At 63.4% G+C, this 26,644-nt stretch carries 2 protein-coding genes (1 of these 2 only partly in view); both read left to right on the top strand.

Going from position 1 to position 26,644, the window contains the following annotated elements:
• Positions 1 to 8,804, top strand: partial view of an amino acid adenylation domain-containing protein gene (locus ACOYXH_RS13420; RefSeq protein ID WP_460410801.1) — the 3' portion only. It extends 4,213 nt beyond the left edge of the window; only the last 8,804 of its 13,017 coding nucleotides appear in the window; its start codon lies beyond the left edge, outside the window; its stop codon occupies positions 8,802 to 8,804.
• Positions 8,801 to 26,644, top strand: coding sequence for a non-ribosomal peptide synthase/polyketide synthase (locus ACOYXH_RS13415; RefSeq protein ID WP_460410800.1), 17,844 nt, complete (start codon positions 8,801 to 8,803; stop codon positions 26,642 to 26,644). Before ACOYXH_RS13420 ends, ACOYXH_RS13415 begins: the two co-directional genes overlap by 4 nt.

The raw sequence follows: 26,644 nt of genomic DNA, 5'->3' as shown, positions 1-26,644 counted from the left end.
ACCTCGGTAAACGTCTGCGTGAGCAGGCGCGGCGGCTCGGTGTCAGTGTGGCCAGTCTGGTGCATCAGGCCTGGGCTCAGGTGTTGGCGCAGGTGTCCGGCCAGCAGGACGTGGTGTTCGGCACGGTATTGCTCGGGCGCATGCAGGGCGGCGAAGGCGCAGATCGGGCGTTGGGCATGTTCATCAACACCTTGCCGCTGCGCGTCAGCGTCGGGGCTGATTCGGTAGAGAGCGGCGTGCGGGGTACCCATGCACGTCTGGCGCAGTTGCTCGGCCATGAGCAGGCTTCGTTGGCGCTGGCCCAGCGTTGCAGTGGTCTCGCCGGATCGCAGGCGCTGTTCAGCACCTTGCTCAACTACCGCCACAGTGCGCCGGAGTCGGCCGCTGTAACGTGGGACGGCGTGCATATTCTCAGCTCCCGCGAGCGCAGTAACTATCCGTTGGTGGTCAGTGTCGACGACCTCGGCGACGGGTTCCGCCTGAACGTGCAAGCCGTGCCGCAAGTGGATGGCGCGCGGGTCTGCGATTTCTTGCAAACCGCGTTGCACAGCCTGGTCACGGCACTTGAGTACACGCCAACGGCGCCGTTGCAGCAACTGTCGATCGTGTCGCCGAGTGAGCGGCAGCGAGTGCTGGTCGGCTTCAACATCAGCGGTCGTGAATTCCCGCCGGCGCAGACCGTGCCGCGCCTGTTTGAAGCGCAAGTGGCGGCACATCCCGAAGCGCTGGCGGTGGTGCAGGGCGAGCAACGGCTCAGCTACCGTGAACTGAATCAGCGCGCCAATCGTCTCGCCCATCACTTGATCGGTCTCGGCGTGCAAGTCGATGACCGTGTTGCGCTGTGCCTGCGTCGCGGGCCGGACATGCTCGTCGCGCTGCTGGCGATTCTCAAGGCGGGCGCCGGTTACGTGCCGATCGATGCGGATTACCCGGCAGAGCGCATCGCCTACCTGTTGCAGGACAGCGACCCGATCGCGGTGCTGGCGCAGGCGTCGACGCGCGAGCTGCTTGGCGTTGTTCCCGTCATCGATCTGGATGCCGGCGACTGGCAGCACTTACCTGACACCAACCCAGTGCTGTCGAGGTTGACCCCGGCGAATCTGGCCTACGTGATTTACACCTCCGGTTCCACCGGGCAGCCGAAAGGCGTGATGGTCGAGCACCGCACCCTGGAAAACCTCGTGCACTGGCACGCCGAAGCCTTCGATCTGCATGCCGGCAGCCACACCGCCAGCGTCGCCGGTTGCGGTTTCGATGCCATGGCCTGGGAAGTCTGGCCGGCGTTGTGCGTTGGCGCGACCGTGCATCTGCCACTGTCTTCGATCAAAAACGAACATCTTGATGAACTGCTCGAATGGTGGCGCGCGCAGCCGTTGCAGGTGAGCTTTCTGCCAACCCCGGTGGCCGAATATGCCTTCAGTCGTGAATTGGGCCATCCGACCCTGCGCACATTGCTGATCGGTGGCGATAAATTGCGCCAGTTCCCGCGAGATCAGACGTTCGATGTGATCAACAACTATGGCCCGACCGAAGCCACGGTGGTGGCGACGTCCGGGCGCATCGAGCCCGGGCGGGTTTTGCACATTGGCCGGCCGATTGCCAATGCCAAAGTCTATTTGCTGGACCGTCAGCAACAACCAGTGCCGACCGGTGTACAAGGCGAGTTGTATGTAGGCGGCGCCGGGGTTGCGCGCGGCTATCTGAATCGTCCGGAACTGACCTCAGCACAATTCCTTGACGACCCGTTCAGCGATGAACCGCATGCGCGGATGTACCGCACCGGCGACCTCGCTCGCTGGCTGGCGGACGGCAATATCGAATACCTGGGGCGCAATGATGATCAGGTAAAACTGCGCGGCGTGCGTATAGAACTCGGGGAAATCGAAGCGGCGCTGAGCGCTCACGCCGCGGTGCGCGAATGCGTGGTGCTGGTGCGCGACGGCCGTCTGGTCGCCTGGTTTACCGCAATCGAGTCTGTCGAGATCGGCGATTTGCACCAGTATCTGCACGCGCGGCTGCCGGACACTTTGGTCCCGGCCGCTTACGTGCGACTGGACAGCCTGCCGCTCACGGCTCACGGCAAACTCGACCGTAAGGCCTTGCCCGAACCGGATCAGGATGCGTGGCTCAGCCATGAATATGAAGCGCCGCAAGGCCCGGTCGAAATGGCGCTGGCGCAGATCTGGGCCGACGTACTCAACATCGAACAGATCGGCCGCCACGACAATTTCTTCGAACTGGGCGGCCATTCGCTTTTGGCGGTTAGCCTGATCGAACGCATGCGTCAGGTCGGTCTGAGCGCCGATGTGCGCGTGCTGTTCAATCAGCCGAACCTGGCCGCGCTGGCACGGGCCTTGGGCAGTGGACGGGAAATCGAGGTGCCGGCCAATCTGATTCCGATCGGTTGCACGCACATCACACCGGACATGCTGACCCTGACCACACTCGATCAGGCCAGCATCGAACGCATCGTCGCCACGGTGCCGGGCGGCGCCGCCAATGTGCAGGATATCTATCCACTGGCGCCGTTGCAGGAAGGCATTCTTTATCACCACCTCAGCGCCGAGCAGGGCGATCCGTATCTGCTGCAATCACGTCTGGCCTTCGACAGCCTCGAGCGTTTACAAACCTTCGCCACGCATTTGCAGCAGGTCATCGCCCGTCACGACATTCTGCGCACCAGCGTGGTCTGGGAAGGCTTGCCCAACCCACAGCAAGTGGTGTGGCGCGAGGCGCAGATGGTCGTCCAGCAAGTGTCACTTGATGCACAGGACGGCGATATTCTCGAACAGTTGCACGCGCGTTTCGATGCCCGGCATTTCCGCCTCGACCTCAATCAGGCACCGCTGATTCGCATGGTCTACGCCGAGGATCCGGCGCAACAGCAAGTCGTCGCCACCGTGCTGTTCCATCACTCGATTCTCGACCACACCGCCATGGACGTGATCGGTCGGGAAATGCACGCATTGATGTTCGATCAGATCGACACGCTGACGCCGCCGATACCGTACCGCAACTACGTGGCGCAGGCCCGCCTGGGCGCCGACGAGCAGGAACATGAAGCGTTCTTCCGCGAGATGCTCGGCGATATCGACGAGCCGACCTTGCCCTTCGGTCTGCAGGATGTTCAGGGCGATGGGCGGGGCATCGAAGAAGCGCTGCAAGCGGTCGATGTCGCGCTCAATCGGCGCCTGCGCGAACAGGCCCGGCAGTTGGGCGTCAGCCCGGCGAGCCTGATGCACATGGCCTGGGCGCAAGTGTTGGGCGTCGTTTCCGGCCGTCGCGACGTGGTCTTCGGCACCGTGTTGATGGGGCGTATGCAGGGCGGTGAGGGCGCCGACCGCACGTTGGGGGTTTTTATCAATACCCTTCCGCTGCGGGTGGGTCTCGCTGAGAGCGTGCGCGCCGGGGTGAAAACCACCCACGCGCGGCTGACGGCGCTGCTCGCTCATGAACACGCGTCACTGGCGCTGGCTCAACGCTGCAGCGGCACGCCGGGTTCTGCGCCGCTGTTCAGCGCCTTGCTCAATTACCGGCACAGCGCCGCCGCACAACAGCCGCGCGACGGCCAGGGGATCTGGCAAGGCGTGCGCATGCTCGGTGGCGAGGAGCGCAGCAACTATCCGCTGACCCTGTCGGTGGATGATCTGGGCGACGGTTTTGCCTTGGACGTGCTGGCGCTCGCCGAGATCGGTGCGCAGCGGATCTGCAGTTACATGCACACCGCACTGGAGCAACTGGTGCAAGCGCTGGAGCAGCAGCCCCAGACGCCACTCGATCAGCTACCGATTCTGTCGCTGCCGGAGCAGGCGCGACTGCTGGTCGATTTCAATCGGAGTGCCGTCGCGTTTCGCCGTGGCGCAACCCTTCATGCGCTGGTCGAGGCTCAGGCGGCACAACGGGCGGATGCGCTGGCGGTGGTGCAGGGCGGGCAAGCGTTGACCTATGGCCAGCTCAATCAACGCGCCAACCGCCTGGCCCACCATCTGCTCAGCCTTGGCGTGCAGCCTGACGACCGCATCGCCGTGTGCGTGCGGCGCAGCCCGCAGATGCTGGTGGCGCTGCTGGCGATCCTCAAGTCCGGCGCCGGTTATGTGCCGGTCGACCCCACCTACCCGGCGGAACGCATTGCCTACCTGCTGGAGGACAGCGCTCCATTGGCGGTTCTGGCCGAGGCCTCGACGCGTGATTTGCTCGGTGCTGCGCGCGTGATCGATCTCGATCGCCTTGACTGGGCGCATCTGCCGGACCGCAATCCGCAGGTGCCGATGCTGACCCCGGCGCATCTGGCCTACGTGATCTACACCTCGGGCTCCACCGGCCAGCCGAAAGGCGTGATGGTCGAACACGCAACGCTGGAAAACCTCGTGCACTGGCACAACGGCGCCTTTGACCTGCACGCGGGCAGCCACACGTCGAGTGTCGCCGGGTTTGGTTTCGATGCCATGGCGTGGGAGGTCTGGCCAGCGCTGTGCATCGGCGCGACCGTGCATCTGCCACCGCAATCGGTGAGCAACGAGCACCTCGACGAATTGCTGGCGTGGTGGCGCGCGCAGCCGTTGCAGGTGAGTTTCCTGCCCACGCCTGTCGCCGAATACGCCTTCAGTCGTGACCTCGGCCACCCGACCTTGCGCACGTTGCTGATCGGTGGCGACAAATTGCGCCAGTTCCCGCGTCAGCAGACGTTCGCGGTGATCAACAACTACGGCCCGACCGAAGCCACGGTGGTTGCCACCTGCGGCGCGGTCGAGGCCGGGCAGGTGCTGCATATCGGTCGGCCGATGGCCAACGCGAAGATTTACCTGCTCGATGACCAGCAGCGCCCCGTACCGGTTGGCGTTGCTGGCGAGTTGTATGTCGGCGGTGCCGGCGTGGCGCGCGGTTATCTGCATCGCCCCGAGCTGACTGCCGAACGCTTTCTCGACGACCCGTTCAGCGATGAACCGCAGGCGCGCATGTACCGCACCGGCGACCTCGCGCGCTGGCTGGCTGACGGCAACGTCGAATACCTGGGGCGCAACGATGATCAGGTCAAACTGCGCGGCGTGCGCATCGAATTGGGCGAAATCGAAGCGGCGTTGAGCGCTCACGAAGCCGTGCAGGATTGCGTGGTGCTGGTACGCGACGGCCAGTTGCTGGCTTGGTTTACCGAACGCCTGAACGTCGAGATCGAGGAATTGCGCAGTCATTTGCAAGCACAGTTGCCGCAAGCCCTGGTGCCTGCCGCTTACGTGCGCCTGCAAGCACTGCCGCTGACCGCCAACGGCAAACTCGATCGCAAGGCGTTGCCAGAACCGGATCAAATGGCGTGGCTGAGCCGCGAATATGCCGCGCCACAAGGTTCGGTGGAAATCGCCTTGGCGCAGATCTGGTCGGACGTCCTCAAGGTCGAACAGATCGGCCGTCACGACAACTTCTTCGAACTGGGCGGGCATTCATTACTGGCGGTGACGCTGATCGAGCGCATGCGTCAGGTCGATCTGAGCACCGACGTGCGTGTGCTGTTCAGCCAACCGACCCTGGCCGCGCTGGCGGCGGCGGTGGGCAGTGGCCGCGAGGTCGCCGTGCCGGACAATCTGATTCCTGCCGATTGCACGCACATCACTGCGGACATGCTGACGCTGGTGCAACTGGATCAGGCCAGTATCGAGCGCATCGTCGCCACGGTGCCGGGCGGCGCGGCCAATGTGCAGGATATTTATCCGCTGGCACCGTTGCAGGAAGGGATTCTGTATCACCACCTCAGCGCCGCGCAGGGCGATCCGTACCTGCTGCAATCGTGTCTGGCGTTCGACAGTATTGAACGGTTTCAACGGTTCGCGGCGGCGTTGCGTCAGGTCATGACGCGCCACGACATCCTGCGCACTTCGGTGGTCTGGCAAGGCTTGGCGGCGCCGGTGCAAGTGGTCTGGCGCCGTGCGGAGTTGCCGGTTCAAGCTGTGGCGCTGGAGCCGGCGCAGGGCGAAGCCATCGATCAACTACGTGCGCGCTTCGATGCGCGGCACTGGCGAATGGACCTGGATCAGGCACCGCTGTTGCGCCTGGTGTATGCCCTCGACCCGGACAATCAGCGCGTCGTCGCCATGCTGTTGTTCCACCACATCGCCATGGACCACACCGCGTTGGCGGTGGTCAGCGCAGAAATGCAGGCGATTTTGCACGGTGATGAGCAACTACCTGTGCCCGCCGTGCCATACCGCAACTATGTGGCGCAGACCCGCCTCGGCGTTAGCGAACAAGAGCACGAAGTGTTCTTCCGCGAGATGCTCGGTGACATCGACGAACCGACGCTGCCATTCGGTTTGCAGGACGTGCACGGCGACGGGAATGACATCGAGGAAGTCTGCCAAGCGCTGCCTGCCACGGTGGCGCAGCGTTTGCGCAGCCAGGCGCGCTTGCTCGGCGTCAGTGTCGCCAGTCTGTTCCATCTCGCCTGGGCGCGGGTACTGGCGGCAACGTCCGCTCAGGAGCGCGTTGTCTTCGGCACGGTGCTGCTGGGCCGCATGCAGGGTGGGGCGGGCGCAGATCGCGGGCTGGGCATGTTCATCAACACCTTGCCATTGCGCGTGGATGTCGACGAAACCGATGTGCGCGCCGGGGTCAAGGCGACCCATGCGCGGCTCAGTGCGCTGTTGGCTCACGAACATGCTTCGCTGGCATTGGCCCAGCGTTGCAGCGGTGTCGCAGCGCCGTCACCACTGTTTAGCGCGATGCTCAATTACCGGCATAGCGACAGTGAAACTCAGCAAAATACCAAGCGTGAGGCCTGGCAAGGCATCGAATCGCTGACCGGCGAGGAACGGACCAATTACCCGTTGACCCTCAACGTCGACGATCTGGGCAGTGGCTTCCAACTGACAGTGATGACGCCGTCGCGCATTGGTGCGGCACGCGTCGGTCAGTACATGCACAACGCGCTGATCGCACTGGTTGCAGCGCTGGAACAAACACCACTGCAACCGTTGAACCGCTTGATGGTGTTGCCGGAGGAGGAGCGGCAGGCGTTGCTGTTCGGCCTCAACGACACCAACGTTGATTACGACTTGCAGCAGACGCTGCACGGCTTGTTCGAGGCGCAGGTGCAGCGTACGCCAGAGGCTGTGGCCGTCGTCGCCGGCGAACACGCATTGAGCTACACGCAGCTGAACGAACGCGCCAATCGCTTGGCCCTGCACTTGATCAGCCTTGGCGTGCAAGTGGATTCACGGGTGGCGATCTGCGTTGAACGCAGCCTGGAAATGGTCATCGGTCTGCTGGCGATCAACAAGGCCGGCGCTGGTTATGTGCCGCTCGATCCGGCCTATCCGCCGGAGCGCCTGGCCTACATGCTCGAGGACAGCGCGCCGGCCGTGGTGCTGGTGCACGGCGCGACCCGCGCGCTGTTGGGAGATATCTCGGCACCGGTAATCGACCTCGACCAGAACACTTGGCAATCCTTGTCTGCCGAAAATCCACAGATCCCGGCGCTGACGCCACAACACAGCGCCTACGTGATCTACACCTCCGGCTCGACCGGCCAACCGAAAGGCGTGGTCAACGAGCATGCTGGTGTAGTCAACCGCTTGCTGTGGATGCAGGACGCCTATCGCCTGAGCGCAGCCGATTCGGTATTGCAGAAAACCGCGTTCAGTTTCGACGTGTCGGTGTGGGAGTTCTTCTGGCCGCTGATGACCGGCGCGCGACTGGTCATGGCGCGGCCCGGCGGACACAAGGATCCGCAATACCTCACTGAGGTGATCGAAACCGAAAACATCACCACGCTGCACTTTGTGCCGTCGATGCTCGACGTGTTCCTCGCCAACAGCGACACCACACGCTGCGAGAGCGTGCGGCAGGTGATGTGCAGCGGCGAGGCGTTGCCGGGCAGTCTGGTGCGACGTTTCAAACTGCAATTGCCGGGCAGTGGTTTGCACAACCTCTACGGCCCGACCGAAGCCGCCGTCGATGTCACCGCATGGGACTGCACCGGATCCATCGAGCAGACCCCGGACAACACACCGATCGGCAAACCGATTGCCAACACCCGCCTGTACATCCTCGATGCGCAGCAGCAACCGGTGCCGCAAGGCGTGATCGGCGAGTTGTACATCGCCGGCGTGCAGGTGGCGCGCGGGTATCTGAACCGACCGCAGTTGACGGCCGAACGCTTCCTCGAGGATCCGTTTCATCCGCACGGGCGCATGTACCGAACTGGCGACGTCGCGCGCTGTCGGCCGGACGGCAATATCGAGTACCTGGGGCGTAACGATGATCAGGTGAAGATCCGCGGCCTGCGTATTGAACTGGGCGAAATTCAGGCACGCCTGGCCCAGATCGAAGGTGTGCAGGAAGCCGTGGTGGTCGCTCGCGAAGAGGTGCCCGGCGACAAACGCCTGGTCGCGTATTACACCGGTGAACGCCTGGAAATCGACGTGCTGCGCGCCCAACTGTTGGAAAATTTGCCGGATTACATGGTGCCTGCGGTGTTTGTGCATCTCGACGCTTTGCCGCTGAGCCCCAACGGCAAACTCGACCGCAAGGCCCTGCCGGCGCCGGACCGGCAAGCGCTGAAAACCCGCGAATACGAAGCCCCGGTCGGCGACGTCGAAATCACCCTCGCGCGGCTCTGGGCCGAGCTGCTCAACGTCGAACGGGTAGGGCGTCACGACCATTTCTTTGAACTGGGTGGTCACTCATTACTGGCGGTCAGTCTGATCGGCCGGTTACGTCAGGAAGGCATGGAAGCCGATGTCAGGGCGTTGTTCGAACAACCGACCCTGGCCGGCTACGCCGCAATTACGGAAAGAATGGAGATCGTCCTGTGAATGTGCTCGAACTGTTGGCAACCCTGAAGACAAAAGACATTCAGTTGGCGGTGACCGACGATCAATTGCGCGTCAATGGCAACAAGCAGGCATTGAGCGATCCGGCGCTGCTGGCGGCGCTGCGCGAGCACAAACCGGCACTGATCGAACTGATCAAGGCCGGGCAATACTCGGCCACCCGCGTTGGCCAGATCGATGTGCCGGCCAACGGCATTCTTCCCGGCACCACGCACATCACGCCGGCGATGGTCACCTTGGCCGAAGTGGATCAGCCGACCCTTGACCGCTTGCTCGCCGAGGTACCGGGCGGTGCCGCCAACGTGCAGGACATCTACCCATTGGCGCCGTTGCAGGAAGGCATTCTCTATCACCACGCGAGCAACGAGCAGGGCGATCCCTACGTCATGCAATCGTACTTCGCGTTCAGCAGTCATGAGCGTCTGCAGGACTTCGCTCAAGCCTTGCAAAAAGTCATCGATCGCCACGACATCCTGCGCACAGCGGTGCATTGGGAGGGGCTGGACGTGCCGCTGCAAGTGGTCTGGCGTCAGGCACAGTTGCCGATCGAAGAGGTCGTGCTGGCAGACGGCGCAAGCGCTGCGCTGCAGCAACTGCACGAGCGTTTCGATGCGCGGCATTTCCGTCTGGACGTCCGGTGTGCGCCGATGATGCGCCTGGCCTACGCGTGGGACGAGGACGGTCAGCGCGTGGTCGCGACGTTGCTGTTCCATCACATGGCCCTGGACCACTCGGCGCTCGACGTGGTGCGTCACGAACTGCTCGCCTGCCTCACCGGCCAGGATGAATTGCTCGGACGCCCGGTGCCGTTTCGCAATTACGTGGCGCAGGCGCGGCTGGGCATCAGCGAAGCTGAGCACGAGGTTTTTTTCCGCGACATGCTCGCTGACATAGCCGAGCCGACGCTGCCCTACGGTTTGCAGGATGTGCAGGGCGACGGCCTCGGTATCGCTGAGCTGAGCCTGCCGGTCAATCCGTTGCTCGGCCAGCGTCTGCGCGCACAGGCGCGGCAGCTCGGCGTGAGTGTCGCGAGCCTGTTTCATCTGGGCTGGGCGCAGGTACTGGCGGTGCTCACCGGCAAACAAAACGTAGTGTTCGGTACGGTGCTGATGGGCCGTATGCAAGGCGCCGAAGCCACCGAGCGGGCGCTGGGGATTTTCATCAACACCTTGCCGTTGCGGGTCGATGTCGATGCACAAGGCGTGCGTGCGGCGGTGGAGGCGACGCACAAACGCCTGACCACGCTGATGCGCCACGAACACGCACCACTGGCACTCGCCCAGCGTTGCAGCGGCGTGGTCGCGCCGACGCCGTTGTTCAGTGCCTTGCTCAATTACCGCCACAGCCACAACGCGGCGACGGCGAGTGCCGAGACCCTGGCGGCCTGGGAAGGCATCAGCACGATCAGCTCCGAAGAACGCACCAACTATCCGCTGACCCTGAGCGTCGACGATTTCGGCGATACCTTCAGCCTGACCTTGCTGGCCACCACCGAGGTCGATCCACAGCGCATCTGCGATTACTTGCACTGCGCCCTGGAAAGTCTGGTGCTGGCGCTGGAGCAGGCGCCGGACACCGCGCTCAACCAGTTGCCGATTCTGCCGGCGGCCGAGCGCGAACAGGTTTTGCTGGCGTTCAATGCCAGTCACGCCGATTTCCCCGCGACGTTGACCATTGCCCAGCGTTTCGAGGCCCAAGTGGCGCAGCGGCCAGAAGCTGTGGCAGCACAGTTCTTGGGTGAGCAACTGAGCTATGCCGAACTCAACCGGCATGCCAACGCCTTGGCTCATCATCTGATCGCACTGGGTGTGAAACCCGATGATCGCGTCGCCATCGTCGCCCGCCGTGGCCTCGATACGCTGGTCGGGCTGGTCGCCATTCTCAAGGCCGGTGCCGGTTATGTACCGATCGACCCGGCGCACCCGGCCGAGCGTCTGCACTACTTGCTCAGCGACAGCGCCCCCGTTGCAGTGCTGACCCAAAATAATCTGCGGGAGCGCTTGCCGACGCTGGCGGTGCCGGTGATCGATCTTGACCCGCGCACCTGGCCGCTGAGCGAGACCCTTGATCCGCAGGTGCCGGGCCTGACCGCCGCGCAACTGGCCTACGTGATCTACACCTCCGGCTCCACCGGCCTGCCCAAAGGCGTGATGGTCGAACACCGCACCTTGTCGAATCTGGTCGACTGGCATTGCACAGCGTTTGATCTGTGCGCCGGTCGCCACACTTCAAGCCTTGCCGGGTTCGGTTTCGACGCCATGGCCTGGGAAGTCTGGCCGGCGCTGTGTGCCGGCGCGACCCTGCATCTGGCACCGACTCACGAGGGCACCGAGGACATCGATGCGTTGCTCGAGTGGTGGCGCGCGCAGCCACTGGACGTGAGTTTTCTGCCGACACCCGTCGCCGAATACGCCTTCAGCCAGAACCTTGAACACCCGACGTTGCGTACATTGCTGATCGGTGGCGACCGCTTGCGCCAGTTCAGCCGCAATCAGCAGTTCGACGTGATCAACAACTACGGCCCGACCGAAGCCACCGTGGTTGCGACCTCTGGACGCATCGAGGCAGGCGATGCCTTGCACATCGGCAAACCGGTGACTAATGCCACGGTGTATCTGCTCGATGAACAGCAGCGTCCGGTGCCGATTGGCGTCATGGGCGAGTTGTATGTTGGCGGTGCCGGGGTCGCTCGCGGCTATTTGAACCGTGCCGACCTGAGCGCCGAGCGCTTCCTCCACGACCCGTTCCACCCCTTGTCGAATGCGCGCATGTATCGCACCGGCGATCTCGCACGCTGGCGCGCGGACGGCACGATCGAGTACCTGGGGCGTAACGACGATCAGGTGAAAATCCGTGGCGTGCGTATCGAACTCGGGGAGATCGAAACCCGCCTCAATCAGTTGCCCGGTATTCAGGAAGCCGTACTGCTGGCGCGTGAAGATGAGCCGGGCCAACCGCGACTGGTGGCGTATTTCACCGAGCAGAGCCAGGTCGAACCGTTGGCCGTGGCCGAGTTGCGCGCGCACCTGTTGACCCAGTTACCGGAGTACATGGTGCCGGTGGCCTTCGTCAGACTCGACGCGCTGCCGTTGACCGCCAATGGCAAGGTCGACCGCAAGGCCCTGCCGAAACCCGAGCGAGCGGCGCTGTTCACCCACGAATACGAGGCGCCGCACAACGAACTGGAAAGCGCCTTGGCGCAGATCTGGGCGCAGGTGCTGCAAGTCGAGCGAGTCGGGCGTCAGGATCATTTTTTTGAGCTCGGTGGTCACTCGCTGTTGGCCATGCGCATGGTGTCCCAGGTTCGCCAGCGTCTTGGTGTCGAGCTGGCGCTGGGCGATCTGTTTGCCAACGCCGAACTGGCAGCGGTTGCCGAGGCGGTGGCGCAAGCCGGGCGCAGCACGCAACCGGAGATTGTCGCGGTGGCTCGTGACGGCGCGTTGCCGCTGTCGTTCGCCCAGCAACGCTTGTGGTTTCTCGCACAAATGGAAGGCGCCAACACCGCGTACAACATTCCCATCGGCCTGCGCCTGCGTGGGCAACTGAATGAGCATGCGCTGCAACAAGCCTTGGCGCGTATCGTTGCGCGTCACGAAACCCTGCGCAGCCGTTTCGCCCAGTTCAATGACCATGCGCAAGTGCTGATCGCCCCGGTCGACAGCGGTCTGCTGCTGCGCGTTGAAGACCTGCGCCAGCATCCGCAAGCCGACCAGACCTTGGCGGCGCTGATTCAGGGCGAGGCCTCGGGGCCGTTTGACTTACAAGACGATGCGCTGATTCGCGGACGCCTGGTGCGGCTGGCCGACGATCATCATGTGCTGCTGCTGACCCTGCACCACATCATCTCCGATGGCTGGTCGATGGGGGTTCTGACCCGTGAACTGATGGCGCTTTATCAGGCGTTCAGCCACGGTCAACCAGATCCACTGCCGCCGCTGGCGCTGCAATACACCGACTACGCAGTGTGGCAGCGGCGCTGGCTCAGTGGTGAGGTGTTGCAGCGCCAGAGTGAATACTGGCAACAGACCCTGGCGGGCGCTCCGGCACTGTTGACGCTGCCGACTGATCGTGTGCGCCCGGCGCAGCAGGATTACGCCGGCAACACCGTCGAGGTGGTGCTCGACGAACGCCTGAGTGCCGGACTCAAGGCTTTGGCCCAGCGTCACGGCGTGACGATGTACATGCTCATGCTCGGCGCATGGGCGAGCCTGTTGAGTCGTTTGTCCGGGCAAGCCGAAGTGGTCATCGGTTCGCCGGTGGCCAACCGAACCCGCGCCGAGATCGAAGGCCTGATCGGCATGTTCGTCAACACCCTGGCGCTGCGTATCGATACTTCGGGCGAGTTGAGCACCGAGGCGCTGTTGGCGCGGGTCAAGGCGCGAACGCTGGAGGCGCAGGCGCATCAGGACCTGCCGTTCGAACAAGTGGTGGAAATCACCAAGCCTGCGCGCAGCATGGCGCACAGCCCGTTGTTTCAAGCGATGTTCAGTTGGGACAGTGGCCACGGTGCCAGCCTGAGTCTCGGCGAGCTGACGCTGGAAAGCGTTGCCGAACCGAGCCACTTTGCCAAATTTGATCTGTCACTGACGCTGGCAGATGCGCCGGACGGCATTCGCGGTGTGCTGGAGTACGCCGTTGCCTTGTTCGATGAGTCGACTATTCAACGTTACGTCGGCTACTTCCAGCGCCTGTTGCAGGCGATGGTCAGCAACGATCAAGCGGTGTTGGAGCAGGTAACGTTGTTGGCGGACGATGAGCGTCAGCATCTGCTGGTCGATCTGAACGCAACCACTGTCACCCACGATCTTGAGCAGACTGTTCATGCTCGCTTCGAGACGCAGGTGTTGCGCACGCCAGACGCGGATGCCGTGGTGGCCGGTGAATTGCGTTTGAGTTACGCCGAGTTGAACCGTCGCGCCAACCAGCTCGCCCATCACCTGCGCCAGTGCGGCGTGGGCCGCGATTCGCGGGTGGCGATCTGCGTCGAGCGCGGGCCGGAGTTGCTGGTTGGTCTGTTGGCGATTCTCAAGGCCGGCGGCGCTTATGTGCCGCTGGACCCGGGGTATCCTGCTGAGCGTCTGGCCTACATGCTTGAGGACAGCGCACCAGTGGCGGTGCTGGTGCATGCGCCGACGCGTGCGCTGATCGGCGAGTGGGTCGGTGTGTTGGTCGATTTCGACCATTGCACCTGGCAAGACCTTGCGCAAAGTAATCCGCAGGTGCCAGGCCTGAGCGCCGCGAACCTGGCCTACGTGATTTACACCTCCGGCTCCACCGGCACGCCGAAGGGCGTGATGGTCGAGCACCGCAACCTGGGCAATCTGCTGCACTGGAGCGCCAGCCTGTGTCCGCTTTCTACCGGCGCCGCGCTGTTGCAGAAAACCCCGCTGAGTTTCGACGCCTCGGTGTGGGAGCTGTTCTGGCCGTTGAGCTGCGGTATGCGTCTGATCCTCGCGGGCCCGGACGACCACCGCGATCCAGCCGCGCTGGTGCAACTGATTCGTGAGCAACAGGTCAACGTCGTTCAGTTTGTGCCGGCGCTGTTGCAGCAATTCCTTGAAGTGGCAGAGGTGGGCGAGTGCAGCAGCCTTACCGATGTGTTCTGTGGTGGCGGTGCGCTGACGGCCGCGTTGGTACGCAGCGTGCGTGAACGTCTGCCGCAGGTACGCCTGCACAACGTTTATGGCCCGACCGAAGCCACCGTCGACAGCACCGTATGGACGCTGGAGGCGAATTCGCCGGTACCGCAAGGCGCGCCACCGATTGGCAAACCGCTGTGCAATACCCGCGTGTACATCCTTGATACTCACCAACAACCGACGCCATGGGGTGTGGTCGGCGAGATGTATCTGGGCGGCGTGCAGGTGGCGCGGGGTTATCTGAATCGGCCTGAGCTGACCGCCGAACGTTTCCTCGACGATCCGTTCAGTGATCAGCCCGGCGCACGTTTGTACTGCACGGGTGACGTCGCACGGTATCTGGCCGATGGCAATATCGAGTACCTGGGGCGTAATGACGATCAGGTCAAAATCCGTGGTTTACGCATCGAACTGGGCGAGATTCAGGCGCATCTGGCGCAGGTCGACGGTGTCCGCGAAGCGGCGGTGCTGGCCCGTGAAGACGTGCCGGGCGATCAGCGTCTGGTCGCGTACTACAGCGGCGAACTCGTCGAAACAGATCAGCTACGCAGCCAATTGCTCAAGCATCTGCCGGCCTACATGGTGCCTGCCGTGTTTGTGTATTTGCCGGCCTTGCCACTGAGCCCCAACGGCAAACTGGATCGCCAGGCCTTGCCGGCTCCCGACCAGACTGCGCTGCTGAGCCGGGAATACGAAGCCCCGATCGGTGAAGTCGAAACCGTGATTGCCGGGATTTGGGCCGAGTTGCTGAAGGTCGAGCGGGTAGGGCGCTTCGATCATTTCTTCGAACTGGGCGGTCACTCGTTGCTGGCGGTCAATCTGGTTGCGCGCATGCGTCGGGCCGGCCTGTCGGCGGATATTCGTGTGCTCTTTGGCCAGCCGACATTGGCCGCGCTCGCTGCGGCTGTGGGCGGAGAACCTGATGCGGCGGTGCCGGCAAACCTCATTGCGGCCGATTGCCCGCGCATCACACCCGAATTGTTGCCGCTGGTAGCGCTGGACCAAGCGACGATCGACCGTATCGTTGCAAGCGTCCCCGGCGGTGTGCGCAATGTTCAGGACATCTACCCGCTGGCACCTTTGCAAACCGGCATCCTGTTCCATCATCTGTCGGCCGCGCACGGCGATCCATATGTGCTGCAGGCGCAGTTTGCCTTCGCTGATGAACAGCGTTTGCAAGTGTTCACTGATGCCCTGCAACGGGTAATCGAACGCCATGACATTCTGCGCACGTCGCTGTTTTGGGAGGGGCTGGAAGAGCCGGTGCAAGTAGTCTGGCGTCAGGCTTCGCTGGGCTGCGAGGCCTTGCCGCTAGACGCCGAAGCGGGCGATGCGCTGAGCCAGTTGCGCAGACGCTTCACCATCGATAACTACCGCATGCCCGTCACCGAGGCGCCGCTGATGCGCGTGGTGCACGGCCGCGATGAGGCCAATCAACGCGTGGTGGCGTTGCTGCTGTTCCATCACCTGGTGATGGATCACGTGGCGCTGGAGGTGTTGCAGCACGAGATGCAGGCGTTTCTGCTGGGCAACGACGGGCTGCTGAGCGAACCGGTGCCGTACCGCAATTACGTGGCGCACACCCGTTCCGGCCTGACCGCGCAAGCGCACGCCAGTTTCTTCGGCGAGATGCTCGGCGCTGTTGATGAGCCGACCTTGCCTTACGGGCAGAATCTGGCCAGCGACGGCCCTGCACAAGAGGCGCAACTGGACCTGGAAAACGCGCTGAGCCACAGCATCCGTCAGCAGGCCCGGCGTTTGGGGGTCAGCGCCGCCAGCCTGATGCACCTCGCCTGGGCACAGGTGCTGGGGCAATTGTCCGGACGCGACGCCGTGGTGTTTGGCACGGTGTTGCTCGGGCGATTGCAGGGCGGTGAAGGATCGGAGCGGGCACTCGGTGTGTTCATCAATACCTTGCCGCTGTGCATCGAGCTGAACGCCCATAGCGTCAAAGGCGCCGCACTGGCGACCCACGAACGCCTGAGTCAGTTGCTGGCCCATGAACATGCGCAACTGGCGCAGGTGCAGCAATGCAGCGCCATGCCGGCGGGCACGCCGCTGTTCAGCACGCTGCTCAACTATCGTCACAGCGTGCCGGTCGGGCCGATATCCGCTGAGGTGCAAGCGGCGTGGCACGGCATGCAATTGCTCGCTGCCGAGGAACACACCAACTATCGCCTGACTCTCAGCGTTGATGATCTCGGTGAAGACTTCCGCCTGAAGGTATTGGCCGGGGCCGGCATTGATGCGCAGCGTATCTGCGGGTACATGCAGGGAGCGTTGATGACGTTGCTGGAGGCACTGGAGCACACGCCGCACGTGGGCTTTGACCGGTTGTCGATCCTGCCGGCAGCTGAGCGCGAACAGTTGCTGGTGGATTTCAATGCGACCGAGGCTGACTACCCGCGTGGGCTGACGATTGCCCAGCGCTTCGAATCGCAGGTCACCGAGCGTCCGCAGGCTATTGCAGCGGTGTTTGCCGGACAGCCACTGACTTACTTGCAGCTCAATCGCCAGGCCAATGCCTTGGCGCATCACTTGATCGCCATCGGGGTGAAAGCCGATGACCGCGTGGCCATCGTCGCCCGCCGGGGCCTGGATACATTGGTCGGGCTGGTCGCCATCCTCAAGGCCGGCGCCGGCTATGTGCCGATCGATCCGGCGCATCCTGCCGAGCGGATCAGTTATTTGCTGAGCGACAGCGCACCGGTCGCGGTGCTCACGCAAAGCGATCTGCACCAGAGACTGCCGCTGTTGAGCGTGCCAGTGATTGATGTCGATCTGTGCGCATGGCCGGCGCAGGCGCAGCACAACCCTGCAGTGCCGGGCCTGAGCGCTACGCATCTGGCGTACGTGATCTACACCTCGGGTTCGACCGGTCTGCCCAAAGGGGTCATGGTCGAACATCAAACGTTGTCCAATCTGGTCGACTGGCACTGTGAAGCGTTCGATTTACGCGCCGGCAGCCACACCTCAAGCCTTGCCGGATTCGGTTTCGATGCGATGGCGTGGGAAGTCTGGCCGGCCCTGTGCGCGGGCGCGACCCTGCACCTGGCCCCATCCCATGACGGCGCTGAAGACATCGATGGGTTGCTCGACTGGTGGCGTGCGCAGCCGCTGGACGTGAGCTTTTTGCCAACACCGGTCGCCGAATATGCGTTCAGTCAGAACCTCGATCATCCGACCTTGCGCACCTTGCTGATCGGTGGCGATCGCTTGCGCCAGTTCAGCCGTCAGCAGCGCTTCGCCGTGATTAACAACTACGGCCCGACCGAGGCCACCGTGGTCGCGACTTCCGGGCGTATCGACGTTGGCGCGGCGTTGCACATCGGTAAACCGGTGGCGAACGCGGCGGTTTATTTGCTCGACGAGCAGCAACGGCCAGTGCCAATGGGCGTCATGGGCGAGTTGTACGTCGGTGGCGCGGGCGTGGCCCGGGGTTATCTGAATCGCGCCGACCTGACTGCCGAGCGCTTCTTGCGCGACCCGTTCAGCCCCTTGCCGAATGCGCGCATGTACCGCACCGGTGACCTTGCCCGTTGGCGCGAAGACGGCTCGCTCGACTACTTGGGGCGTAACGACGACCAGGTGAAAATCCGTGGCATGCGCATTGAATTGGGCGAAATCGAGACTCGCCTCAATCAGCTCCCTGGTATTAACGAAGCGGTGTTGCTGGCCCGCGAGGACCAACCCGGCCAGCCGCGACTGGTGGCCTATTTCACCGAACAGGCGGGGGCCGAGCCACTGGCAGTGGGCGAGTTGCGCGAGCATCTGCTGACGCAGTTGCCGGACTACATGGTGCCGGCAGCGTTTGTCCGGCTCGAGGTTTTGCCGCTGACCGCCAATGGCAAGGTCGACCGCAAGGCATTGCCGAAACCGGATCTGGCCGCGCTGCCGACCCGCGAATACGTGGCACCGCAAGGTGAACTGGAAACCGCGCTGGCGCAGATCTGGTCCGAAGTGCTGCAAGTCGGGCAGGTCGGCCGTCACGATCACTTCTTCGAACTGGGCGGTCATTCGCTGTTGGCGATGCGCATGGTCTCGCTGATCCGTCAGCGCCTCGGCGTCGAACTGGCGCTGAGTGATCTGTTTGCCGATGCGCAATTGAGCGCAATCGCTGCAGTATTGAACTGCGCCGGGCGCAGCGCGTTACCGGAGATCTTGCCGGCACCGCGTGATCAGGCGCTACCGATGTCCTTCGCCCAACAACGCCTGTGGTTTCTTGCGCAAATGGCGGGTGGCAACTCGGCGTACAACATTCCTCTCGGCTTGCGCCTGCGCGGTTACCTCGACGTCGATGCCCTGCAATCGGCGCTGGCGCGGATTGTCGCCCGCCACGAAACCCTGCGCAGCCGTTTCATCCGCCTCGACGACAGCGCGCAGGTGTCGATTGCCCCGGTCGATAACGGTTTGCTGCTGCGCGTAGAAGATCTGCGCCAACAGCCGCGGGCCGAGCACACCTTGCAAATATTGCTGGCGCAGGAAGCCTCGACAACGTTTGATTTGCAGAACGATTCGTTGATTCGTGGACGGTTGGTGCGTTTGGCTGACGATCATCATGTGCTGCTGTTGACCGTGCATCACATCGTTGCCGACGGCTGGTCGATGGGCGTGCTGACCGGCGAGTTGATGGCGTTGTATCAGGCGTTCAGCCAAGGCCAACCGGATCCGCTGCCAGCACTGACGCTGCAATACGGCGACTACGCCCTATGGCAACGGCGCTGGCTCAGCGGTGAAGTGCTGCAGCAGCAAAGCCAATATTGGCAGCAGATCCTCGACGGTGCGCCGGCCTTGTTGACGCTGCCCACCGATCGCCCGCGACCGGCGCAGCAGGATTACACCGGCGGCAACGTCGAGGTGTTGCTGGACGAGCGCCTGAGTACTGGCCTCAAAGCGTTGAGCCAGCGTCATGGCGCGACCCTGTTCATGACCCTGATGAGTGCCTGGGCGTTGCTGATGAGTCGGCTGTCCGGGCAATCCGATGTGGTGATCGGCGCGCCGGTGGCCAACCGCAGCCGCGCTGAAACCGAAGGCCTGATCGGTATGTTCGTCAATACGCTCGCCGTGCGCATCGACACCTCGGGCGCGCCCAGCGTCGAAGCGCTGCTGGCACAGGTCAAGGCGCGGACACTGGAAGCGCAGGCGCATCAGGATCTGCCGTTCGAGCAAGTGGTGGAAATCGCCCGCCCGGTGCGCAGCCTGGCGCACAGCCCGTTGTTCCAGACCACGTTAAGCTGGGACGGCAGCGTTGGCCCGCAACTGGCCTTGGGCGAGCTGACGCTGGAGGGTGTTGCCGGGACCGGCAATGTCGCCAAGTTTGACCTGACGCTGACACTGGGCGAGGTCAACGGAGTGCTTCGCGGCACGCTGAACTACGCCACGGCGCTGTTCGATGCGCTGACGATCAAGCGGTACATCGGCTACTTCGAACGTCTGCTCGAAGCGATGATTGCCGATGATCAAACGGTGCTGGAACGTGTGCCATTGCTGGCAAATGATGAGCGCCAGCGCTTGCTGTACGACTTCAACGCCACGGCGCGAGGCTACCCGCAAACACTGACCGTACACGGGGTTTTCCAACAGCAGGCAGCCGCGCATCCCAAAGCTGTGGCGGCCGTGCATGGTGCGCATTCGCTGAGCTACTTTGAACTCAACGCGCAAGCCAACCGCCTGGCCCATCACCTGATCGCGCACGGCGTGCAGCCGGGCGATCACGTGGCGATCCTGCTGCCGCGTTCGCTGGAGTTGCTGGTCGCGCAACTGGCCATTGCCAAATGCGCGGCCGCTTATGTGCCGCTGGACATCAATGCACCGAGCGAGCGCCAGGCGTTCATGGTCGAGGATTGCCGCGCGGTGGCGTTGTTGACCTTGAGCGACGAAGTCATCGACTACGCCGCGCTGCGTATCGACCTCGACAAGCTGACCCTCAACGGCCAGCCGACGCATAACCCGAACCTGCTGCAGTCATCCGAGTCGTTGGCGTACATCATGTATACCTCCGGCTCCACCGGCACGCCGAAAGGAGTGATGGTGCCGCACCGGGGCATCGGCCGCTTGGTGCTCAACAACGGTTACGCCGATTTCAATGCGCAGGATCGTGTGGTCTTCGCCTCGAACCCGGCGTTCGATGCGAGCACCATGGACATCTGGGGGCCGCTGCTCAATGGCGGTCGCGTGGTGATCATCGACCATCAAACCTTGCTCGATCCGCATGCCTTCGGCCGTGAACTGAGCAGCAGTGGCGCAACGATCCTGTTCGTCACCACCGCGCTGTTCAATCAATACGTGCAACTGATTCCGCAGGCGCTCAAGGGCCTGCGGATTCTGCTGTGCGGCGGTGAGCGGGGCGATCCGGCGGCGTTTCGTCGCCTGTTGGCCGAGGCGCCAACACTGCGCATCGTGCATTGCTACGGCCCGACTGAAACCACCACCTACGCCACAACCTTTGAAGTGCGCGAAGTGGCAGAAAACGCCGAGAGCGTGCCGATTGGCGGGCCGATTGCTAACACGCAGGTTTACGTGCTCGATGCGTATCAGCAGCCGGTGCCGATGGGCGTCACCGGCGAGCTGTACATCGGCGGGCAGGGCGTGGCGCTGGGGTATCTGAACCGGGCGGATCTGACTGCCGAGAAATTCCTCTGCGATCCGTTCAGCGAAATGCCGGGCGCGTTGCTCTATCGCACCGGCGACCTCGCGCGCTGGCTGGCGCCGGGGCAACTCGATTGCATCGGGCGCAACGACGATCAGGTGAAGATTCGCGGTTTCCGCATCGAACTGGGAGAAATCGAAAACCGCCTGCTGAATTGCCCGGGGATCAAGGAAGCGGTGGTGCTGGCGCGCCGCGACGGACAGGACTCCCCGCGTCTGGTGGCGTACTACACGGCGCACGATGAGCACTTGGACAGCGCTGAACTGCACGCGCAAATGCACGCGCGACTGCCGGAATACATGGTGCCCACCGCGTGGGTGCAACTCGATGTATTGCCGTTGAACAACAACGGCAAGGTCGATCGCAAGGCGCTGCCGGCACCGACGCAGGAGGCACTGCTCAGTCGGGCCTACGAGGCACCGGCCAATCCACTGGAAGCAAGCCTGGCGCAGGTCTGGGCCGAGGTGTTGCAGGTCGGGCAGGTCGGTCGCTATGACAACTTCTTCGAGCTCGGCGGCCATTCATTGCTGGCCATGCGCATGCTCTCCCAGGTGCGCCAGCAATTGGGCGTGGAGCTGGCGCTGGCCGATCTGTTTGCCAACCCGGAACTGGCGGCGGTCGCCGAAGTGTTGAGTCAGGCCGAACGCAGCAGCTTGCCGCCGATTCTGCCGGCACCGCGCGATCAGGCACTGCCGTTGTCGTTCGCCCAGCAACGCTTGTGGTTCCTCGCGCAAATGGATGGCGGCAACACCGCCTACAACATTCCTCTGGGCTTGCACCTGCGTGGCCGACTCGACGCCGTGGCACTGCAACGGGCATTGGCGCGAATCGTCGCTCGTCACGAAACCCTGCGCAGTCGGTTCACCCAACTGAACGACGAAGCACAGGTGCTGATTGCCCCGGTCGACAGTGGTCTGCCGCTGATTGTGGAAGACTGGCGACAACAGCCGCAGACCGAGGAGGCCTTGCGCACATTGCTCGATACGGAAGCGCGCGGACCATTCAATTTGCAGGACGATCCATTGATCCGTGGACGGCTGGTGCAGTTGGCCGATGAGCACCATGTGCTGTTGCTGACGATGCACCACATCATCTCCGACGGTTGGTCGATGGGCGTGCTGACCCATGAGTTGATGGCGCTGTATCAGGCGTTCAGCCACGGCGAGGCCGATCCGCTGCCACCGCTGGCCTTGCAATACACCGACTACGCGGTATGGCAACGGCGCTGGCTGAGCGGCGAGGTGTTGCAGCGCCAGAGTGATTACTGGCAGCAGACCCTGGCCGGCGCTCCGGCGTTGCTGAGCCTGCCGACTGATCGTCCACGGCCTACGCAACTGGATCACCGCGGCGGCAGTGTCGAGATCGTACTGGACGCGCAGACCAGCGCCGGTCTCAAGGCGTTGTGTCAGCGCCACAGCGTGACGCCGTACATGGTGATCATGAGCGCCTGGGCGATGCTGCTTACGCGTCTGTCCGGGCAGTCCGATGTGGTCATCGGCTCGCCTGTCGCCAACCGTACCCGCGCCGAAATCGAAGGGTTGATCGGCATGTTCGTCAACACCCTGGCGCTGCGCATCGATACCTCGGGCGATCTGACGGGGGCAGCGTTGTTGGCGCGGGTCAAAGCGCAGACGCTGGCCGCGCAGGCGCATCAGGATCTGCCGTTTGAACACGTGGTGGAAATCACCCGGCCGCTGCGCAGCCTTTCCCACACACCGTTGTTCCAGACTTTGCTGAGCTGGGACAGCAGCGTGGCGCCAGCCCTGGCACTCGGCGAGCTGACGCTGGAAGGTCTGGCCGGGGAAAATCACTTTGTGAAGTTCGACCTGTCGCTGAGTCTGGGCGAAAGCCAGCACGGGGTGCGTGGCTCGCTGCGCTACGCCATCGCGCTGTTCGATGAGTCGACCGTGCAGCGTTTTGTCGGTTACCTCCAGCGCTTGCTGGCGGCGCTGGTCATTGATGATCAGGCGGTTTTGGCGCAAGTCGAGTTGCTTGCCGAGGATGAGCAGCGACGCCTGCTCGGCGACTTCAACGCGACGGCGCTTGATTGCCCGGTCGAGCAACCGGTGCAGAGCCTGTTCGAAGCACAGGTGCGGCGTCAGCCGGACGCCATCGCCGTGCAGTCGGGCGAACACAGCCTGACCTATCGCGCGCTGAATGCGCGTGCCAACCGCCTCGCGCATCACCTGCGTGAGCAAGGCGTTGGGCCGGATGCGCGGGTGGCGCTGTGCGTCGAGCGGGGGCTCGATCTGGTGGTGGGGTTGCTCGGCATTCTCAAGGCCGGTGGCGCGTACGTGCCGCTGGATCCGGCTTATCCGGCGGAGCGCCTGGACTTTATGCTCAGGGACTGCGCGCCGGTGGCGGTGCTGGTGCAGACGGCCACGCGATCGCTGTTTGCCGAGGCTGGGGCAATGCTGATCGACCTTGACCAATGCACCTGGCACGACCAGTCGGAAAGCAATCCGCAAGTGCCATGCCTGAGTCCTTCGAACCTGGCGTACATGATCTACACCTCAGGTTCGACCGGCACACCAAAAGGCGTGATGCTCGAACATCGTGGCTTGTGCAATCTGGTGCATTGGGGCTCGCAGATTTGCCCGCCAGCTCCAGAGGGCGCGTTGTTGCAGAAAGCCCCATTCAGTTTCGATGGTTCGGTGTGGGAATTCTTCTGGCCACTGACGGCCGGTGTGCGTCTGGTGCTGGCACGGCCGGGCGGCCATCGGGAACCGGCGTATCTGGCGCAAGTGATTCGTCAACAGCGGGTCACGGTGGTCAAGTTCGTGCCGGCGCTGTTGCAGCAATTTCTCGAGCTGCAAGACGTCAGTGAATGCACCAGCCTCACCGATGTGTTCTGCGGTGGCGGCGAACTCACGGCGGCCCTGGCCCGCGAAGTGCGCCAGCAACTGCCGTGGGTGCGCCTGCATAACGTGTATGGCCCGACCGAAGCCACGGTCGACAGCACAGCGTGGACACTGGAACCGCACATGCCCGTGCCATCCACCGAATTACCGATTGGCAAGGCCATCTGTAACACCCGTTTGTACGTGCTCGATGCGCATGACCAAGCGGTACCGCTCGGTGTTATTGGCCAGTTGCACATCGGCGGTATCGGCGTGGCGCGAGGGTATATGGGACTGCCACAGATGCAGGCCGAGCGCTTTATCGACAGTCCGTTTGTGCCCGGTGACCGCTTGTACCGCACCGGCGATCTGGTGCGTTACCGCGCGGACGGTAACCTCGAATTCATCGGGCGCAATGATTTCCAGGTCAAGCTGCATGGTTTGCGCCTGGAACTCGGTGAAATCGAAGCGCGGTTGATCCAGCACCCGGGTGTGCGCGAGGTGGTCGTGCTGATGCGCGACGAACGACTGGTCGCGTATTTCACTTTGCGCGAGGGCAGTGCTGCACCGGCTATCGACACGCTGCGCGCGTTCATTCTTGAGCAGTTACCCGAGTACATGGTGCCGGGTGCGTTTGTTGCGCTCGACGTTTTGCCGCTGAGTCCCAACGGCAAGATCGACCGTCAGGCGCTGCCGGCGCCGGGCCTCGACGCGGTACTCAGCCGACATTACGAAGCACCTGAAGGCGAGGTCGAAACCGTGTTGGCGCGGGTCTGGGCTGAGGTGCTGAATGTCGAGCAGGTCGGACGCCACGACAACTTCTTCGAATTAGGCGGGCATTCGCTGCTGGCGATTCGTCTGGTCAACCTGCTGCAGCGTGCGGGGCAACAGGTGACGCTGGCGGAGCTGTTCCAGCGTCCGAGTGTCGAGTCGCTGGCCGCGCTGCTCTGTCAGCGCAACACGGTGCCCGAACAGCCGGAGGGCCTGGTCGTGGTACGGCCGGGCGAGGGCGGCGATGCGCTGTTCCTGATCCATGAGTTCAGCGGCAGGGAGGTGTATTTCCCGGCATTGGCGATGCACATCAAGGGGCAGTTTCCGATTTACGGTTTGCCCGGTGTGCCGTTGGGGCAGCCGCAGCTGCGCACGCTTGAGTGCATGGCCACGCGGATGGTCGGGATTATCCGGGCGGTACAACCGCATGGACCGTATCGTCTGGCCGGGTGGTCGTTTGGTGGCTTGCTGGCGTATGAAATCGCTCAGCAGTTGCTCGGCCTCGATGAGGCGGTGGCGTTTGTCGGTCTGCTCGATACCTACGCGCCGCATCCGGCCAGTCAGGATAAAACCCGCTGGAGCGGCGCGCATCGCGACAAGCATCAGTTGCTGGAGCACTGCCGCGCGCGCTCGCAGATGCGCGGTGCAGAAGGGCTGCCAGCGTTGGCTGAGGTCGAGCGGCTGGAGGCTGAAGTCGAACGCATTGCGTTCGATGAGCTGTTCCAGCGCTGCTGCGAACAGCAATTGCCTGACCCGGAACTGGCCGCACTGAGTGCAGCGGATGCCTGGAGTTACTTCGATCGTGAGGCCGCTCATGGCCTGGCGCTGGCGCATTACCGGGTCAGCCCGGCCAGTCAGCCGGTGCACTTGTTCCGCGCTCAGGCACTGATGCCGGGGCAGGCGCAGCCGAGTCCGACCCGCGGTTGGGAAAACAAGATCAGTACAAGTTTGCTGCGCTGCATCGATGTCCCGGGTGATCACCGCAGCATGATGAAAGCTCCGGATATTCAGGCGCTCGGCCAGGCCTTGAGTCAGGCTATGGCCGCTGCGCAGGCTCCGGAGCCAGAGGCCTATCAGCCGCTGTTGACCATTCAGAGCGGGCACGCCGGGCATGCGCCGATCTTCTGCGTGCCGGGGGCGGGCGACAGTGTCACCGGGTTCATTCACCTGACCGAGGCCTTGGGCCCGGAGTGGCCGATCATCGGCCTGCAACCGCGTGGGCTCGATGGCAGCGGCGTGCCGCACAGCCAGGTTGAAGCGGCAGCGAAGTGCTATCTGCAAGCTGTCGAGCAGTTGTATCCGCAAGGTGCGGTGCACCTGATCGGCCATTCCTTCGGCGGGTGGGTCGCGCATGCCATGGCCGCGCAGTTGCAGGCGGCGGGGCGTGAGGTGGCGTCATTGACCCTGATCGACAGCGAATCGCCCGGCGGCAACGGTACGGCGGGCAAACCGTACACCACGACTGCCGCACTGGAACGCTTGATCGAGACGCTGCAACTGTCCAGCGGCAAGTCGTTGGGCATCGACCCGCTGGCGTTCGCCGAGGCTGACGACACCACGCAAATGCGCCTGTTGCACGAGGGCATGGTGCGCGCCGGTGTGTTGTCTGCGCGTTCGTCAGCGCAGGCCATGCACGGCCCGGTCCGCACCTTCGCCACAGCCTTGCGCACGGTCTATCAACCGCAGTTGGCCTACACCGGGCCGGTGCGGCTGGCGCTGGTCGATGACCCGACGCTGGATGCGTGGGGCAATCAGCGCGAGCAAGCGGCGATGGTTGAAGGCTGGCAACGCCAGGTGACGGATCTGGCGGTGTGGTACGGGCCGGGCAACCACTTCACGATTCTCAAGGCGCCCAACGTTTTCAGTCTCGCGGCGTGGTGGCATGACGGCCTGAAAGTGCCGGCCGGCCAAGTGGTTTCCTGA

This window comes from Pseudomonas sp. Mb7, assembly GCF_054790525.1.
Note: the sequence above shows the minus strand (reverse complement) of the source record. Positions and strands in the feature narration are given on the sequence as shown.